15 protein-coding genes are annotated in these 17,921 nt (G+C 34.3%); 7 read left to right on the top strand and 8 right to left on the bottom strand.

Annotated features, from left to right (window positions below; genetic code table 11):
• Window positions 1-74 precede the first annotated feature (74 nt).
• From CN601_RS04605 to CN601_RS04580, 6 genes are all read right to left on the bottom strand, one after another.
• Window positions 75-1,172, bottom strand: a complete 1,098-nt coding sequence (locus tag CN601_RS04605; RefSeq protein WP_098170247.1) for a Ger(x)C family spore germination protein — start codon at window positions 1,170-1,172, stop codon at window positions 75-77.
• On the bottom strand, window positions 1,169-2,281 hold the full coding sequence (locus CN601_RS04600; protein WP_179865438.1) for a GerAB/ArcD/ProY family transporter: 1,113 nt from the start codon (window positions 2,279-2,281) through the stop codon (window positions 1,169-1,171). The genes CN601_RS04605 and CN601_RS04600 overlap by 4 nt, the downstream gene beginning before the upstream one ends.
• Window positions 2,271-3,737: a spore germination protein gene (locus CN601_RS04595; RefSeq protein WP_179865437.1), complete on the bottom strand. Its 1,467-nt coding sequence runs from the start codon at window positions 3,735-3,737 to the stop codon at window positions 2,271-2,273. Before CN601_RS04595 ends, CN601_RS04600 begins: the two co-directional genes overlap by 11 nt.
• A gap of 159 nt (window positions 3,738-3,896) precedes the next feature.
• A complete protein-coding gene (locus CN601_RS04590) occupies window positions 3,897-5,039 on the bottom strand; it encodes a Ger(x)C family spore germination protein (RefSeq protein WP_098170244.1) in 1,143 nt (380 codons plus the stop codon).
• Window positions 5,036-6,133: a GerAB/ArcD/ProY family transporter gene (locus CN601_RS04585; protein ID WP_098170243.1), complete on the bottom strand. Its 1,098-nt coding sequence runs from the start codon at window positions 6,131-6,133 to the stop codon at window positions 5,036-5,038. The genes CN601_RS04590 and CN601_RS04585 overlap by 4 nt, the downstream gene beginning before the upstream one ends.
• Complete coding sequence (locus CN601_RS04580; protein ID WP_098170242.1) at window positions 6,130-7,569, bottom strand: spore germination protein; 1,440 nt, start codon at window positions 7,567-7,569, stop codon at window positions 6,130-6,132. The genes CN601_RS04585 and CN601_RS04580 overlap by 4 nt, the downstream gene beginning before the upstream one ends.
• 189 nt (window positions 7,570-7,758) lie before the next feature.
• Between CN601_RS04580 and CN601_RS04575 the strand changes: the two genes are divergently transcribed.
• From CN601_RS04575 to CN601_RS04545, 7 genes are all read left to right on the top strand, one after another.
• A complete protein-coding gene (locus CN601_RS04575) occupies window positions 7,759-8,169 on the top strand; it encodes a MerR family transcriptional regulator (protein ID WP_098121475.1) in 411 nt (136 codons plus the stop codon).
• A 15-nt stretch (window positions 8,170-8,184) separates the two neighbouring features.
• On the top strand, window positions 8,185-8,874 hold the full coding sequence (locus CN601_RS04570) for a zinc metallopeptidase (protein ID WP_098170241.1): 690 nt from the start codon (window positions 8,185-8,187) through the stop codon (window positions 8,872-8,874).
• Window positions 8,875-9,219: 345 nt separating this feature from the next.
• Window positions 9,220-9,789, top strand: coding sequence for a TVP38/TMEM64 family protein (locus CN601_RS04565; RefSeq protein WP_098121473.1), 570 nt, complete (start codon window positions 9,220-9,222; stop codon window positions 9,787-9,789).
• Window positions 9,790-10,113: 324 nt separating this feature from the next.
• The gene (locus CN601_RS04560) at window positions 10,114-11,451 is read left to right on the top strand and encodes an NAD(P)-dependent oxidoreductase (RefSeq protein WP_098170240.1); all 1,338 of its coding nucleotides are present in this window, start codon (window positions 10,114-10,116) and stop codon (window positions 11,449-11,451) included.
• 16 nt (window positions 11,452-11,467) lie between these two features.
• Window positions 11,468-12,775 (top strand): NAD-dependent dihydropyrimidine dehydrogenase subunit PreA, encoded by a 1,308-nt coding sequence (gene preA, locus CN601_RS04555; RefSeq protein ID WP_098170239.1) that lies wholly within the window; start codon window positions 11,468-11,470, stop codon window positions 12,773-12,775.
• Complete coding sequence (gene hydA / locus CN601_RS04550; RefSeq protein ID WP_098170238.1) at window positions 12,772-14,178, top strand: dihydropyrimidinase; 1,407 nt, start codon at window positions 12,772-12,774, stop codon at window positions 14,176-14,178. Before preA ends, hydA begins: the two co-directional genes overlap by 4 nt.
• A 25-nt stretch (window positions 14,179-14,203) precedes the next feature.
• Window positions 14,204-14,425 carry a hypothetical protein gene (locus CN601_RS04545; protein ID WP_098170237.1) on the top strand — a complete coding sequence of 74 codons (222 nt, stop codon included), beginning with the start codon at window positions 14,204-14,206 and terminating at the stop codon, window positions 14,423-14,425.
• Between the two features lie 456 nt (window positions 14,426-14,881).
• Here CN601_RS04545 and CN601_RS04540 read toward each other — a convergent pair whose 3' ends face one another.
• Window positions 14,882-16,348 carry a CoA-acylating methylmalonate-semialdehyde dehydrogenase gene (locus tag CN601_RS04540; RefSeq protein ID WP_098170236.1) on the bottom strand — a complete coding sequence of 489 codons (1,467 nt, stop codon included), beginning with the start codon at window positions 16,346-16,348 and terminating at the stop codon, window positions 14,882-14,884.
• Between the two features lie 19 nt (window positions 16,349-16,367).
• A complete protein-coding gene (locus CN601_RS04535; RefSeq protein WP_098170235.1) occupies window positions 16,368-17,741 on the bottom strand; it encodes an aspartate aminotransferase family protein in 1,374 nt (457 codons plus the stop codon).
• Window positions 17,742-17,921: the final 180 nt, after the last annotated feature.

Genomic DNA, 17,921 nt, shown 5'->3' with positions numbered 1-17,921 from the left:
AAAAAGAAAGCTATGAACAAACGAATTGTTCATGGCTTTCTTTTTTATTTAAAAGTGTATAAATGAATTATTCCTTATAACATAATTCCACGTGTGTACATCTCTACTTTTGTATGAATTTCAAATGGGATACTTGGATAGTCTTTTTCCCAATTCAACTTAGTCCACGTTTTAGGATGATAAGCCATTAAATTTCTACCAACTCCTAAAGCATCACAATTCGCGACTTGCAGTTCTTTTATTACTTCTCTCATTTCTTTTTCAATATTGTCTGCAATCTGTTTTTCTATTTGTTTTTTCTTTTTATCTTTTAATAAATTTCCACCTGTATACTCAGTTAAATTAATTTTAATCTTCATATTCATCGTTACTTTTGGTTGACCGTTTTTTACATTAACTTGTAGTTTTCTTTTTATGTTTTTTACTTTAAAAGAAATAACCTCTTTTTTATCATTCAACTGTTCAGATAAATTCATTACATTGCCTATTTTTCCTTGCAATAATAATAATAGTTTGGATTGTTGCTCGTTTAATATTTTTCCAGAAAATTTAGTATCATGTAATAGGCCGACACCTTTAATTTTAATCGTTTCATCATCTATCTTTTCTAAATAAGGTAAGGCAAGGTCATAACCAGGATCATCCATTTTTTTATAGATTGTCTGTTGTGTTTCTATTGGAATTAAAGAAAGTTTTTCGGCACTCGAAAGCATTTCCGTCAATGATTCACTGATTAATATATCTTTGTAAGTTTTCATTTCAAGAATACTCGATGCCTGTCCTTTTACAATCGCTACACGTGAGGTTAGGGAGCTCCTAATATAGCGAAAAAAATTATCAAAGTAAGGATATAAATTATTCTTGGCAAGATCTTCACCTATAAGCATGACAAGTAGCTTGTTGGCAGAAAAATTACCAGGTATTTGATAATCAATATTTTGCCTTGCATCTATAACAGAAAATCCATTATCACTAACAATATAATTAATTGCTTCGGCTTCGCTACCTTTAGATACACTAGTCCTAATGCTAGCTGTCGTTTTAATTTTATCTTTTGGAAGCTTGTCTATTGCAAGACTTAGTACAAGTGCTGAGTCTTTTAAGGAGTGTTGATCCCAGCATCCAGTTAAAAAGAATACGAGTAATAATGTAATAGAAAGAGACTTTTTCATGTTAGTTCAACTTCCTTACTTTTTATTTTAAAAAGAAGGGATATGATTAATGTTAACAAAGGAATGACAACTATAAAAATAATACTAGCGAAGTTGAAAATATCTAATAGTTTCTCCATGAAACTATAAGTAACAGGTAGAAAATTTCCAATTAAAAATATTAATGAACAAATTACAAGTATGGATAAAGTTCGATTTTTATTAATTTTTAGTAAGTTAATCATACCGATATTCGCCAAAAATAAATAAACGACATAGGACGAAGCGATCAGTACAAACCAGATTGAAAGGAATAGTAAGTCAAGTCGCTCTAAAACATGGAAAAAGGTTAATGTTTTATATAAATAAATGGTCGGTTCAGGGATTAACTTCATTTCTTTTGAACTAAAAAACACAGTACATAAAATAACAATAAAAAGATAGATAAATGTAACAAAAAGTGCAGAAATAATAGAGCTATTGATTTTTTTTCTATGATGGACCTTAACAAAAGGATAGACTACTAACAAACTTACAAACCCTTCTGACATAAAAATTGAATGATAGCTACCCTTTACGATCCCTGTAATATTTGTATTACCAATCGGTAGTAAATATTGCCAGTCTACATCCTTATATGCACTGAGGCTAAATAAAAAAATAATAAATATTACCCAAAAAGCTAACTGATAAAATCTAGTTAATGTACGAATACTCTCTTTCCCTAAATAAATACCAATAATCATTAATAAAAGTAATATGGCCCAAGTAGGAGTGTTTGAAAAAACCCATTTGCCAAAGCTACCAATATAAAATTGACTAATAATTAAACTTGTAAAAATAAAGTACAAAATATAACCAACAATTAAAATTCCACCAATCCACTTTCCAAAAAAAATCTTACAAATTTCAAAGATTGTTAAATTAGGAAAACGCTTAAGCAAGAGTGAATATAGAAAAATAATACTGATGGAAAAAACACCAGAAAATAAAACGGAAATCCATCCATTATGCTTAGCATATTTAAATAAAATCGTCGGAAGTGTAAAAATGCCAATATTTAAATGTGCAACGACCATAAAGAAAAATAATTGAAAGGATGTAATTGTCTCATTTTTATTAATTTTCATCTTTCCACCCCTTAGTTCCTTTTGATTGCACAGTATCAGTTGGTAAAGCATTCGTTGGTCGTGTTTTCATTTTCCAAAAAGGTACACGAATAAGTGTATCCTTCATATCTTTTAGTCGAATCGGAGCAAAAGGAGAAAAATATGGTGTGCCAAACGATTCGAGCTTTACTAGGTGAATCATAATAACAGTTAGACCAAATATAATTCCTACAAATCCATAGATTGACGCTAATATAATCATTGGAAAACTTACTAGTCGAAGAGAAAAGCTCATTTCATGAACAGGGACAACAAATGAAGCAACTGCTGTGATTGCAATTACAACCGTCATCGTATTTGAAACTAAATTAGCTTCAACAATTGCTGTTCCGATAACAAGACCTCCAACAATTCCAATGGTTTGAGCAATTGGGCTTGGTAGACGAATAGACGCCTCCCTTAGTAATTCTAATGTTAATTGCATAATTAAAGCTTCGATAATAGGAGGGAATGGTACATATTCAATACTATTGCGAATAGTTGTTACTAATTGATATGGAAGAACTTCATAACTGAATGACACGATCGCAATATAAATTGCCGGTAAACAAATACAGAGAAAAAAGCTAAATAGTCGAATTAATCGTAAAAACGATCCAATTAACATCCTTCCGTTATAGTCATCCGGGCTTTGAAAAAACATAAAAAATGAAGCAGGCACGATCGCAGATGATGGACTTCCCTCTACTAAAAGTGCGATTTTCCCGTCATAAAGATTAGCAACTACCCGATCAGGCCTTTCTGTTTCTAATAATTGTGGAAATGGAGAAAATGAATTATCCTCAATTAATTCTTCTAATTTTCCTGGAGTTAAATTATTTTCAAGTTGAATAGATTCAATACGCCCTTTTACATTTTGAAGAATATCTTTATTTACGATATTTTCAATATATAAAACACCTACATTCGTACCAGGATCTCCGACTCGTATAATCTCTATTTTAAAATCAGCGCTTCTAATTCTATTTCTCAAAAAGCTAATGTTTTTACTTAAATTCTCAACAAATCCATCATGTGAACCTGTTACAATTTTTTCGTTATCAGGTTCATTTGATGCCCTTACTTCAAATTCGACGGTTTCAATAATAAAAGCTTCATTCGAACCATCAATTAATAAAATGGTACTACCATTAGTAAGAGCAGACTTAATTTCATCAAGATTAGGAGTAGTAGTAATATTGGAAACTGGAAGATCAGTCAAAATATGACCCTTTTTTATGTTAATAAGGACCCTAATAATATTTTCATTGATAAAATCTTTATTTGAAATCGTATCAATAAAAGCAATACATAGTGGTTTATTATTGAAAATAATCGTTCTAGATTTAAAATCAAATACATTTGAAAATTCGTCTTTTAATTTTTCTAAATTAATTTTAAGATCTTTATGGATGGAATTAGTTACTTCATTTTTCAATATTTTTCCACCTCCAGTAAACATATCTTTTGTTAATTTAGTAAAGATATTCATTCATGTAGATACATACTTTTTTTTTGAAATGATTGGAGAGAAGTGTCGGAGTAAGAAACAAATAGCCCCCTTAAAAAAAGCAGGGAGCCAATAATCTTAAAGCTACTATGTATTAAGTATATCAATATCAATTTTCGGTTCAATCGTCATTCGTGGATAATCTTTTCTCCAATTTAAAGACTTCCAAACATTTGGATGGAGTGCCTTTAAATCCTCTCCAATACCGAGAGCGTCTGAATTTGCTGATTGCATTGTCTTAATTGTTTCCAAGGCCATTTTTTCAAAATGTTTACTTAGAACTTTTTCCATTTGAACATAATCAGGCTTTAACTTATGGCCTTCATTACCAAGCTCGAAAGCACTTACTTGTAATTTTACTTTTATCTCGATTTTTGGTAATTTTTTTGACTCGTTAGAAACAGTAATTTTTGAAAAGTTTCTTTTGACGGTAAATCCGAAATTATTTTTATTAGCATTTTTAGCATATGATTTTTCACCATTTTCGCCTGATATATTTCCGGTAAATCTTTCCCAATTCCCAGTAAATCTTTGTCTGCCAGTGTTTCCACCTTCCAGTAACATCATTAGTTTTACTTGATCACGATCAAGTGTTTTCCCAGTTGGTTTACCATTACGGTATAATAATGCTCCATTTAATTCTAAATCCGAATTTATTGGACTTAACATAGGTAATGCTAAATCACACAAAGGATCGTCCTTTGATTGGATAAAGTTCATCATGGAGACTGTTGGAATCGTTTTGTTTTTCTCCATTGAGACAATAAACTCATTCAAATCTTTTGAAAACTCTTTCTCCGGTTTTGAAGCAGTTTCAAATACTTTAGAAAGATCTCCATCTATTACGATCAAAGGTGTGTTAATGGATGAATAGGGTGCTCCAAGTAAAAAATCAAGTTCTGCTACAGGATCAGATGAAGCGAAACTTTTACTCATTAAATAAACTCTTGTACTAATTCCTATGAAAGGAGACTGATCAGTATATTCCCATTGACCAATTGCTTCTGCCAATGTAGGTCCTTTTAGCTCTTTCATTTCCGAATGAGCCTCCCCGGTACCTTGGCCTGTGCTTTTAAGCTTCGTAATTAGAAAAAAGGCTTCAACTTCATCGGTTTTTTCGTTCAAGTCAAACCCATTTACATCAACTAAATGAAGCTTTTTTAAGTCCAATCGATCCCAACATCCTGTCAATAGTGGCAACAGCAGTAGTAAAATGAAGGCTTTTTTCATTTGTTCGCCACCTTTACTTTTACAATCGAAATTAGTAGTAATACTATTGGAACTCCCAATATCATGATAGCCGTAGAAACATCATGATAATCTAATAATTTCGGAATCCACTGTCTCTCAGTGAAGAATGTACTTGCTACAAAGCATAGTAGTGCTATTAACCATACTAAAAGTGTATGATGACGGATTTCTTTTCGACCGATAAATGCTAAATAACGAGCAGACAAAAATAAGTAAATATAAGCCGTTACTAAAGTCACTGATAACCAGATTGTGATAAATAGAATATCAAAACTTTGAACGACAGGCCATCTGAACTTGCGAAGAATAAAGACCATCGGCTCAGGGATATGATTTAATTGCTTTTCACTAAAGTTGTACGTCACAATAAATGCAATAAATACGTAGAATAATGTCGTTATCCCATTAGCGACAGACATGGCCACTAAAATATTTTTCTTTTTTTTACTTTTTACATATGGAAATACGTACAGAAGAAGTTCGTATCCAGCAAATGCCCAAAAAGCAGGGATAGCACCTTTTAATATTGGAGCAATCCCATGTGTACCGATTGGTAGAAAATGACGGATGTCTCCGTTTCCAAAACCACTAATAAAAATTATGACAAAACATACAAAAAACATGGCCATTATAGACTGTGTAATGGTAGATAATGAACGAAGTGTTGAAGAAGCAATATACCCTGTGAGAAAAGTCATTAAGCCGATTAGGACGAACCAAGGTGTTTCAAATAATAACCATCGATTAATGACATCCGCATAAGTAACAATGATCGTTAAACAAGATTCTGCACAATATGCTGCAAAAAGTAAGTTGAAAATCAATCCTAATGGCTTTCCTACAATCGAAGCAATATACTGCTGCAATGATCGATCGGGATAAGTTTTTCCAAGTTGATAGACAACAAGGATTCCGATTTGTGCTATTATTCCTCCTATTATAAGAGACATCCAGGAGTCGTATCCCGATATTTTAGACATTTCATAAGGGATTGATAATACACTGACGCCTACTTGGTTCAGTACAACGAGACAAATTAGTTGATTAATTGAAATCTTTTTTAATTGAATCACTCAGTCTCCCCCCTAGTTTTTCCCATTCTAATTTCGTCTTTAGCCATGCTTTCTATTGGACGTTTTTTCATACTCGTGATTGGTGCTCTAAAGATCGTATCTTTAATCGTATCGCCATTAAACCAATTGTAAAAGTAAGGGATGCCGAATGTATTCATACGGGATAGGTGTGTCAAAATCAATAAATATGATATTTCTAACCCGATAAGCCCGAAAAGTGAGGCAATGATGATAAAAGGATACGCTAATAGTCGAGCTGTGTTACTCATTTCATATGAAGGTATAATAAATGAAGCAATACCAGTAAGTGCTACAATAACTACCATCATGTTTGAAATTAAATTAGACTGAACTACGACAGTTCCAATTACGATACCTCCTACGACACCGATAGACTGTCCAACTGGATTCGGTAAACGAACAGTTGCCTCTTTTAAGACCTCAAGTATGGCTAGCATTGTGATTGCTTCTAAAACAGGCGGCATAGAAACGTATTGCATAGAGCTTTGTAAAGTTAGTGCGATTTCCAACGGGAGAATTCTAGGGTCGAAAGTAACAAGAGCAACATAAATTCCAGGTAAACTAATTGCAATAACAAAACAAAGAATACGTAGAAGTCTTAATACAGTACCAAATAACCACCCAACATGATAATCATCTGGACTTTGAAAAAATGCCCAAAACGAAACAGGAACCAAGGCACATTCTGGAGCACCATCGGTTAAAAAACCAATTTTTCCATCCATCAAGTAAGATTTTACTCGGTCTGGTCTTTCTGTTACGAGCAATTTTGGAAATAGAGAGAATTTTTTATCTTGAATCAGTTCTTGGAAAAATCCAGGTGCTTCAATGTAATCAGTATCAATATTGGCAATTCTACGTTCAAACTCCTGTAAAACTACTTCATTAGCAAGCGACTGCAAATAAATAACTGCCACGTTCGTATTTGATCTACGTCCAACTTGATAATTCTTTATCACTAAATCTGGAGTAGCAACTAAGTTTCGTATAATATTCAGATTCGTATTCAGATTTTCATTCAAAGCTTTATGAGAACCACGTAAAACTCGTTCATTGATTGGAATGTTCACTGAGCGCTCTTTAATTAGCTCGGTTCTAAGTAAATAAAGCTTTGTATCGCCTTCAATTTGGAGAACTGTTTTTCCTTCCACAAGAGCATTTACGGCAACCGATAGAAGTTCGGTTTCACTGTAATCCAGAATGGAAACGGCTTCACGTACACTGCCATTTGTGTTGTTAAGTAAAGGACGAATAATAAATTCTTGTACCGATTTATCATCAATCATAGTATTCAAATAAAATAACCGATAATGCCGGTCATTGCTTGCGAAATCACTGAATTTGAAGTCAGAGCTATTAAATAGTAATTCCCGAAGCGATTTTTCGTTTTTCTCTAAATCTCGGTCAGCTATCATTAAAGGAGCATCCCTTTCTCGAACAGGTAATTTTATCCTATTTTTCCCACCAAGCTTATTACTATTCTGTATTTTAAGAAGTAGTTAATTACTGATTAATTAGATGTAATTCAAACAATGAAACGTTTTACTGTACGTTTTTAAAAGATTCACATATAATACAAATAGAAGGAGGGTGAAACCATTGGGATTGTCTATAAAATTGGCGAACTAGCAAAAGAAGTAGGAGTGTCTAAGCGCACAATCGATTATTATACAAACCTAGGATTACTTGAACCTGAGCGTTCGGAATCTGGACATCGTTTTTATAATGAAGCTTCTTTAGAGACTTTAAAATTTATTGAGCAATGCAAATCAATGCATTTACCACTCCAAGAAATAAAAGAAATTTTAGATAAGAAAAAAACTATTTTCGAAAGTCAGAGTATTGCGCCTCTGACAGAGGAAGTAACCGTTCATATGAATCAGTTACAAAGTGAATTATCACAATTAAAATTTTTACTAGAAAATTTAAGTGAAGATCAGAAACTTAATATTTTACGTCAACTAACGTCACAAACATCAGAATTAATTCAGACTTTATTGTCATTTATTCTTTAAAAGGAGAGAATGTAAATGTTTTTTCACCCTATGGATTTCCTGATTTTGATTGCCTTTGGATTATCGATTTGGGCACAATTTAAAGTGAAATCAAGTTTTAATCACTGGGCTGAAGTGCCAGCATCTGGAGGATTAACCGGAGCTGAGGTTGCAAGATATATATTAAATAATAATAATTTACCCAATGTACCGGTGGAAGTAGTGTCTGGTCGATTATCAGATCATTATGATCCGATGGCAAGAACAGTTCGTTTATCTGAAGAAGTTTACTATGGCAAATCAATCGCATCTGTATCAGTTGCTGCACATGAAGTGGGGCATGCGATTCAACACGATACTTCATATGGATTTTTAACACTTCGTCATCGAATCTTTCCGATTGTTAACATTGCATCTGGTGCGGCCCCGTTACTATTACTAGGAGGATTTTTACTTCAAGCATTTTCTTTAATTGGAGTAGGGATTTTACTTTTTTCAGTAGCGGTAGCATTTCAACTAATTACTTTACCAGTTGAATACAATGCTAGTTCACGAGCGAAGAAATTAATGCTAGCATCAGGTATAATCCATGACACTGACAGAAAAGGTGTTAATAAAGTGCTAGGAGCTGCTGCACTTACGTATTTAGCTGCAACCTTAATTTCAGTTTTAGAATTAGTAAAATATTTATTCATATTCTTCCAAGGTCAAACAGAAGAAGAATAAAAATAATCAAAAAGATGATTTTGTGAACCCTACAAAATCGTCTTTTTTTTTTGCACATTAAGAAAGTATAAATTGGCAGCCGAGAAGAAAAAAACGACGTAGTTTCCAATTTTAGGAATTAAGTATAAGTGCAACTACCCCTCTGTCTTCGTCTAAAGGCTCGCCAATCGGAGAGTGTTCTTTATTTGAAAATATTAAATTTGAAATGATAAGTATGTTTAAAATTTCAATGTCTAAACTAGTAAATAGATTTTAAAATTGGAAGTTTATGTATTTTTAGTAGCCTTGGCTTTTTTATCATATTAAATGTAGTACAATTAAGTGGATAAAAAATGGGGGGAAATTATGACTCTTTCTGCAATTGAACATTTTTTAAATACATACAAAGATTATGCAGCCATACTTAGTATTTTAATTAATGTTCTAATTAGTATTGTTGGAATAATACCAGCTTGGTTCTTGACTGCAATCAATATTAAAATATTTGGTTTTACGGATGGATTTTTAATTTCTTTCACAGGTGAATTAATCGGTACATTAGTATCTTTCATTTTGTATAGAAATGGTTTGCGAAAAAGATTTAACCGTGATGTAAGTAAATTTAAACTATTAAATAAACTATTAAGTTTAGAAGGAAAAGAAGCTTTTTACGGTGTGTTATTGATACGCTTTATTCCATTTATTCCATCTAGTTTGATTACTTTATTTGCTGCACTCGGAAAGATCACATGGTCAAGCTTTATTGTTGCTAGTTTTTTTGGGAAGTTGCCTGTCATCTTATTTGAATCGTATTCGGTCAATCAAGTGTTAGAATTCACTTTATTCGGCAAAATCATTTTAGGATTATTGCTCATTGCCTTACTGATCTATTTTTATAGAAAGCGATTTAATGTATTTTTGAAAAATAAATTTTAATATTGTCTAAAAAGCTCAATCCTATTTTTATTAGGGGTTGGGTTTTTTTTGTTGTTACTTGCTTAAAAATGTTGTAATAATCATGAAACAGATACCGTTAACACATACATAAACATGTCTAAATTAATTTAAATTTACATATATTGAAATACCTCAATTTTGAAAGAGCATTCCATTTAGGAACAGAAGGAATCGTTCTTATTTTGAACATCGCTTTTCTTATAAGGAGGGAAAAAGAAAATCTGGGAAAGCCAAAACATATTAGCACAATCGTAAAAATCGCTTTCTTTAAGTAACTATGTAGCTACTAGGAGGGTGTTATCGGTGAATAGAGTTTCGTTAAATGACTTATCGAAGAACTTTGATGAAGTAAATCCTGGTTTATCGAATCGCGAAGCGTTTGAAGAAGCACATAGATGTCTTTATTGCTATGATGCGCCGTGTATTAAGGCGTGTCCAACTGGGATTGATATTCCATCATTTATTAAGAAAATAGGTTCGGGAAATTTAAAAGGATCAGCTAAAACGATTATGTCATCTAATCCAGTTGGCGCAAGTTGTGCTCGAGTTTGTCCAACGGAAGAGTTGTGCGAAGGTGCATGTGTGCTCAATCACTCAACTAAACCGATTATGATTGGAAATTTACAGCGTTATGCAACAGATTGGGCAATAAAAAATAATCCAGTCTTATTTAAGGCTGGACAAAAGAACGGAAAAAAGGTCGCAATCGTTGGGAGTGGTCCTGCTGGCTTAGCTGCAGCTCGGGAACTCGCTTTACTAGGTTATGAAGTAACGATCTATGAAGCGGAAGATTATGCAGGTGGATTAAATCGATACGGAATTGTTTCGTTCAGATTACCGAAGAAAATATCAAGTTGGGAAGTTCAACAAGTAGAACAGTTAGATGTAAAAATTCATACGAATACTAGAGTTGGATCGGATATATTAGCAAATGAATTAGTAGAAAACAATGATATGGTCGTGCTAGCGATAGGTATGGGGAAAGTACCGATGCTTGATATAGAAGGGGAAGATTTGAACGGAGTATATGATGCGATTGATATTGTAAAAGAGACAAAATCGGGTGAATTAACAGATCGCTTTATTGATAAAAACATCGTTGTAATAGGAGCTGGAAATACCGCAATTGATGCAGCGACATGTTCTGTTCGTTTAGGAGCAGCTAATGTCAAAATTTTGTACCGTAGGACACCAACAGAAATGAGCGCTTATCAATTTGAATACGATTTTGCAAAGCAAGATGGTGTAGAATTCCGATGGCTAACTTTACCGATACGAATAATTGGTAAAAACGAAAAAGTAATCGCACTTGAATGTGTTCGTTTGGAATTAGGTGAAGTCGGAAAAGATGGTCGCCGTCGACCTGTTCTTATACCAGACTCAAATTTTACGATTCCAGTAGATGGTGTTATTAAAGCGATTGGTCAAACACGCTATAAAGATCTCATTGAACAATTTGAATTAGAACATAATGATGGAGTCGTGAAGGTAAATTCAGAAACTTTTCAAACATCGAATCCGAAAGTGTTTGCTTGTGGTGATGTCATATTCGGAAAAGGGCTAGGTGAAGCAATGGTAGTGACTGCTGCACAGCAAGGAAAAGAAGTAGCTTATGCGATTCATAAACAGCTAAATATTTAAAGGGAGGTTTTCTTGCATGGCAGATTTACGGATTAATCTTGCGGGCATACAATCACCTAATCCATTTTGGCTAGCTTCTGCACCTCCGACAAATTCGGGGTATCAAGTACAACGGGCTTTTGAAGCTGGGTGGGGAGGGGCAGTTTGGAAAACATTAGGTGAACCGATTATTAATACCTCCTCAAGATTTGCTTCTACTAACTTCAACGGACAAAGAGTAGCCGGCTTTAATAATATCGAACTAATTAGTGACAGACCGCTTGAAGTAAATTTAAAAGAAATTTATGAAACGAAAAAGAAATTTCCAGACCATGCAATCATCGCTTCACTAATGGTTGAACCACAACAATATAAATGGCATGAAATCGTAAAAAGGGTAGAGGATGTTGGAGTTGACGGTTTAGAGCTAAACTTTGGCTGCCCACACGGTATGGCAGAACGAGGAATGGGTTCAGCATCCGGTCAAGTACCAGAATTAGTAGAACAACAAACTTTTTGGGTAAAAGAAGTCGCAAAAACACCAGTCATTGTCAAATTAACGCCTAACATTACTGATATTACGGTAACTGCAGAAGCAGCAGTTAGGGGAGGCGCAAATGCAGTTAGTATGATTAATACAATAAACAGTTTAATGGGAGTAGATTTAGATTCTTGGAATACAATTCCACATGTTGCAGGAAAAGGGGCACATGGAGGATATTGTGGACCGGCCGTAAAACCTATTGCATTAAATATGGTAGCAGAATGCGCACGGAATCCACGTATTAATGTACCAATTTCAGGTATTGGAGGAATCTCAAATTGGCAAAACACAGTAGAGTTCTTGCTAATGGGAGCGACAGGCGTTCAAGTTTGCACAGCAGCAATGCACCATGGGTTCCGAATTGTTGAGGACATGATTGATGGATTAAACAATTACTTAGACGAAAAAGGAATTTCATCCGTAATGGATCTTGTAGGTAAATCAGTTCATAAATTTTCTGATTGGGGAAATTTAGATTTAAATTATCAAATAGTAGCTAAAATTGATACTGATGTGTGCATTAACTGCAATAAATGCCATATAGCTTGTGAAGATACCTCTCACCAATGTATTGATATGTTAACAAATGAAAATGGAAAGCCATACTTAAAGGTACGTGAAGAGGACTGTGTTGGATGTAATTTATGCGCAATTGTTTGTCCGGTGGAAGGTGCCATAAATATGGTCGAAGTAACAAGTGAACATTCTCCAATGACTTGGAATGAACGAGAACAGGCATTAAATAGACTAGCGCGTTCTAATCAATACTCAATTTTAAAGGGGGGAAGGAAAAGAAAATGAAGAAGATTATTCGAAATGGAACAATTGTGACTGCAACAGATACATTTAAGGCTGATATTTTAATAGAAGAAGATAAAATTTCAACAATTGGTCTAAATTTAGAAAGTACAGACGCTGAAGTTATTGATGCAACAGGTAATTATATATTTCCTGGAGGTGTAGATCCCCATACGCATTTAGACATGCCGTTTGGAGGAACCGTCACAAAAGATGATTTTGAATCAGGAACAATTGCAGCAGCTTTTGGAGGAACAACAACAATCATAGATTTTTGTTTAACAAACAAAGGAGAACCACTTCAAAAAGCAATCGAAACATGGCACGAAAAATCAACTAATAAAGCAGTCATCGATTATAGTTTTCACTTGATGATCGGAGAAATAACCGATGATGTTTTAAATGAGTTACCTAGAGTGATAGAAAAAGAGGGAATTACCTCATTTAAAGTTTTCATGGCATATAAAAATGTATTTCAAGCTGATGATGCTACATTGTACCGAACTTTATTAGCGGCTAAAGAACATGGCGCTCTAGTAATGGTACATGCAGAGAACGGTGATGTTGTCGATTATTTAATAAATGAAGCATTAGCTGAAGGAAAAACAGAGCCAATTTATCATGCCTTAACTCGTCCTCCGGAAGTGGAAGGGGAAGCTACTGGAAGAGCAGCTACATTAACAGCTCTAGCAAACTCGCAACTATATGTTGTTCATGTTACATGTGCTGAGGCAGTTGAAAAAATAACAGAGGCCCGAAATAATGGAGTTGATATTTGGGGTGAAACATGCCCACAATACTTAGTGCTTGATCAGACTATGCTTGAAAAACCAAACTTTGAAGGAGCAAAATATGTTTGGTCTCCTCCGCTTCGCGAAAAGTGGAACCAAGACGTGCTATGGAATGCATTGAAAAATGGGAACCTGCAAACTCTAGGGTCTGATCAATGTTCTTTCGACTTCAAAGGACAAAAGGAATTAGGACGTGACGACTTTTCGAAAATTCCAAATGGAGGACCGACGATTGAAGATCGTGTAAGTATTTTGTTCTCTGAAGGTGTAAAAAAAGGAAAATTAACACTGAATCAATTCGTTGACATTACTTCTACTAGGAGTGCAAAGCTATTTGGTTTATATCCTCAAAAAGGAACAATTTCAGTTGGCTCAGACGCAGATTTAGTTATATTTGACCCGAATATAAATCGAACACTCTCATCAAAAACTCACCATATGGCAGTCGACTATAACGCATTCGAAGGCATGGAAGTAAACGGAGAGCCAGTAAGTGTCTTAGTTCGTGGAGAATTTGTCATAAAAGATAAGCAATATGTCGGTCATGCAGGTAGTGGCCAATACTTAAAACGAAAAAAATACGGTGAAAAATTTCTAGATTTACTTCCAGAGTAAAGTAACGAAGGGAATGATTCATTTAATGTCAACGTTTAAGGAATTTTTAATCGAAAGAAATAAAATAGACGCTCTCCTAAAGAAAGGCTATATGATTAAAAATGTTAGAGAAACACTAGACGGTGCCTTTGTTGACTTTGAAAACCAAGAGGAAGAGGAGCAGTTTATAACACTACAAATCATGAATGCTGATACTCGTAAATATTTTGGATCGTTAATTATTAAACAGTTTGGGATTCATTTGTAGAAATTAGGGATTGCAAATAAAAGCTGGAATCTTAAATAAAAATTGGGAATCGCAAATAAAAATTGGGATTGGCAATTAAACTAACATATTAAGCGATTTTTCAAAGGAATTTACAAGAAAATTAGATCAAAATCAACCAATTTTATTGAAAAGAGGTAAGATTCAACTGTTTTTAGCTGTTTTTATTAAAAAATAGGTAGTTTTGGCTCACCTCGGCAATGCCCACATAATTGTATAAAAAGAAAATAGGCCATATCTATTCCATAATACAATGTTTTCGGCGAAGAAAATCTCGTACTAGAGGAATAAATAATGACCTAAAGCAAACTTAATAAAAATTTTAAATCGCATAGCATCCGTTAATTCTAACGGACCATGCGATTTTTTTCTATTTAAAAAAAGCTCTCCCAATAGGTAGTAACTTAAGTACTAACTAATGGAAAAGCATAATTGACTTTAATCAAATCTACTAGTTATCATTTTCTTCCTAGTATAGAAGTCGATTCCATCTGTTCCGTTTGCATGGAGGTCGCCGTAGAAAGAGTTTTTCCATCCAGAGAACGGAAAGAAGGCCATTGGTGCGGGAACGCCGATATTGACTCCAAGCATTCCTACTTCAATATTTTCTCTGAAGTATCTAATACTTGAGGCACTGTCGGTAAATATGCAAGCTCCATTTCCAAAATCTGATTTGTTCGTTAGTTCGATTGCTTCTTCTAATGTTTTAACTCGAACAATTGAAAGTACTGGGGCGAAAATTTCATCCTTCCAAATTTTCATAGAAGGGGTTACATTATCAAAAATTGTTGGGCCAATAAAATAGCCTTTTTCTTTTCTGATTAAGTCGTTACGACCATCACGTAATAAGGTTGCACCTTCTTGAATTCCGCTTTCAATATATTTTTCCGTTCGATCGCGATGTTCTTTGCGAATGACCGGACCAAGGAATACATCTTCATCTAATCCATTTCCGATTGTAAGATTATTTGCTTCCTTCTTTAATCTTTCAATTAGGGGGTCAGCTATGTCACCTATTGCTACAACTACTGAGCATGCCATACATCGTTCACCCGCTGAACCGTATGCTGCTGTAATGATTTGCTTAACTGTTTCATCTAAGTCTGCATCCTGTAAAACGATACTATGGTTTTTAGCTCCAGCTAATGCTTGAACGCGCTTTCCATTTGCAGATGCTGTTTTATATACGTACTCTGCCACAGGCTGAGAACCTACAAATGAGATGGCTGGAACATCTTTGTTTTGAAGTAATTCGTTTACAATTTCATGTGCGCCATGAACAATATTAAAAACGCCTTGTGGGAGTCCAGCTTCTGTGAAGAGCTCTGCTAAACGATTTGCTAGTAATGGTGTTCGTTCAGAAGGCTTTAAGATAAACGTGTTTCCACAAGCAATCGCTAAAGGGAACATCCAGCAAGGTACCATCATTGGGAAATTAAAAGGTGTAATTCCTCCAACTACCCCAACTGGGTACCGAAACATTGCAGATTCAATATTTGTAGCTATATCAGGTAATTGTTTACCCATCATTAATGTTGGTGCTCCAGCAGCAAATTCTACGCATTCAATTCCACGTTGAACTTCCCCATATGATTCATTATAGCTTTTGCCATTTTCAATCGTAATTAAATTTGCAAGCTCATCCCAATGCTTAATTAGTAATTGTTGATATGAAAATAGTATTCTTGCTCTTTTTGGAACAGGTGTTTTGCTCCAAGTGATAAAAGCTTTTTTTGCAGCTTTTACAGCATTTTCTAAATCTGATTTAGTTGAGAGTGGTACAAGTGCTAATATTTCTTCAGTAGCTGGATTTGGAACTGGGATTGTTTTAGCATTTGGCGAAGCTTCAGTCCATTCTCCATTAATAAAATTCTTTAAAACTTTTATATTTGTTTGCGTCGACATAGGATATCACCTCATACGATTATAAGTTTGAGAATGCTTTGTTTAATGTACTTACGATAAAATCAATCTCTTCATCAGTTGTAGTAAATGGAGGAGAAAGTGTGAGGATATTGTTGTAGCCAGGAACTGTATCTCCATTTTTACCGATTATTAATCCATTTACTTTACATTCAGTTATTATTTTTAATACTAATTCTGGACTAGCTGGTTTTTTACTTTTTTTATCTTCAACAAGCTCAATTCCTGCGATAAAACCAAAACTTCGTATGTCCCCAACGTTCTTATAAATTAGTAAACTATCTAATTTTTTGCGAAGCTCATCACCTAAATAAGCTGCACGGTCTATTAAATTTTCATTTTCAATTATTTCTAAGTTTTTAAGTGCAACCGCGCATGATGCTGGATTTCCTCCGAATGTATTTACATGGCGAAAGTGATTATCCGGCCCAGGCTGCTTAAATACTTCATATAAATCGCTTCTAACAGCAGTTGCTGAAAGTGGGGAATAGGCACTAGTCATTCCTTTAGCCATTGTGACGATATCAGGTTTTATGCCGTAGTTTTGATGTCCAAACCGTTTTCCAGAGCGGCCAAAGCCACAGATTACTTCATCAACAATTAACAAAATACCAAATTCATCACATATTTTTCGAACTTTTGTTAAGTATTCGGCAGGTGGTACAATAACTCCTCCGCCTGTAATAACTGGTTCCATTATGATACCCGCAATCGTTTCAGCACCTTCATAATTGATCACATCTTCAATTGCTTTTGCGCATTGGATACCACAATCTCCATATGTTTTACCAAAAGGACAACGATAACAATAAGGTGGAGCTACATGATGGAAGCCTGAAGAAAGAGGCTCATATTTAACTTTACGGTTAGCTTGACCAGTGGCACTTAAAGCGCCCATAGAATTACCATGATATGCACGATATCTTGAAATAAATTTATAACGTAAAGGCTCTCCATTTTGTTGATGGTACTGCCTAGCAATCTTAAAAGCTACCTCATTTGCATCCGATCCAGAATTTGAATAAAAAATACGATAATTTCCACCTAGCCACTCATTTAACTTTTCAGCTAATAGAATAGAAGGAACATTACCTTGTGACATAGGAACGTAGGGGATCGCTTGCATTTGTTCAGCTGCAGCTTTGGCAATTTCTTCTCGACCGTAACCTACATTCACACACCATAATCCAGACATTCCATCTAAGTAATCTTTACCATTAATATCAGTTACTGTACTATTTCTTCCCGATACTAAAACCATTGGATTTGGATTGTGAGGGGACATATGATGCCATACATATTTTTGATCTAATTCAAGGAGGTCTTCCTTATTTCGAGAAGTAGAATTAGTTGCTTTTACAGTTTTATCATTCACTAAATTGTCACCAACTTTCAGTATTCTAGTTTTATTGAAATCTTACTTTTATATCTTTATTAATTAATATTACCGAATGGACGATATTATCCTATTACAATTAGACAATTTCTAGTTTTGTAAGTTTTGAAATTAAAAAGAAGTCATTTGTTATGATAGAGGCCAATTGATAACCTAGAT

Origin of the sequence: Bacillus sp. AFS017336 (assembly GCF_002555445.1) — a bacterium.
Lineage (GTDB): Bacteria > Bacillota > Bacilli > Bacillales > Bacillaceae_G > Gottfriedia.
Note: the sequence above shows the minus strand (reverse complement) of the source record. Positions and strands in the feature narration are given on the sequence as shown.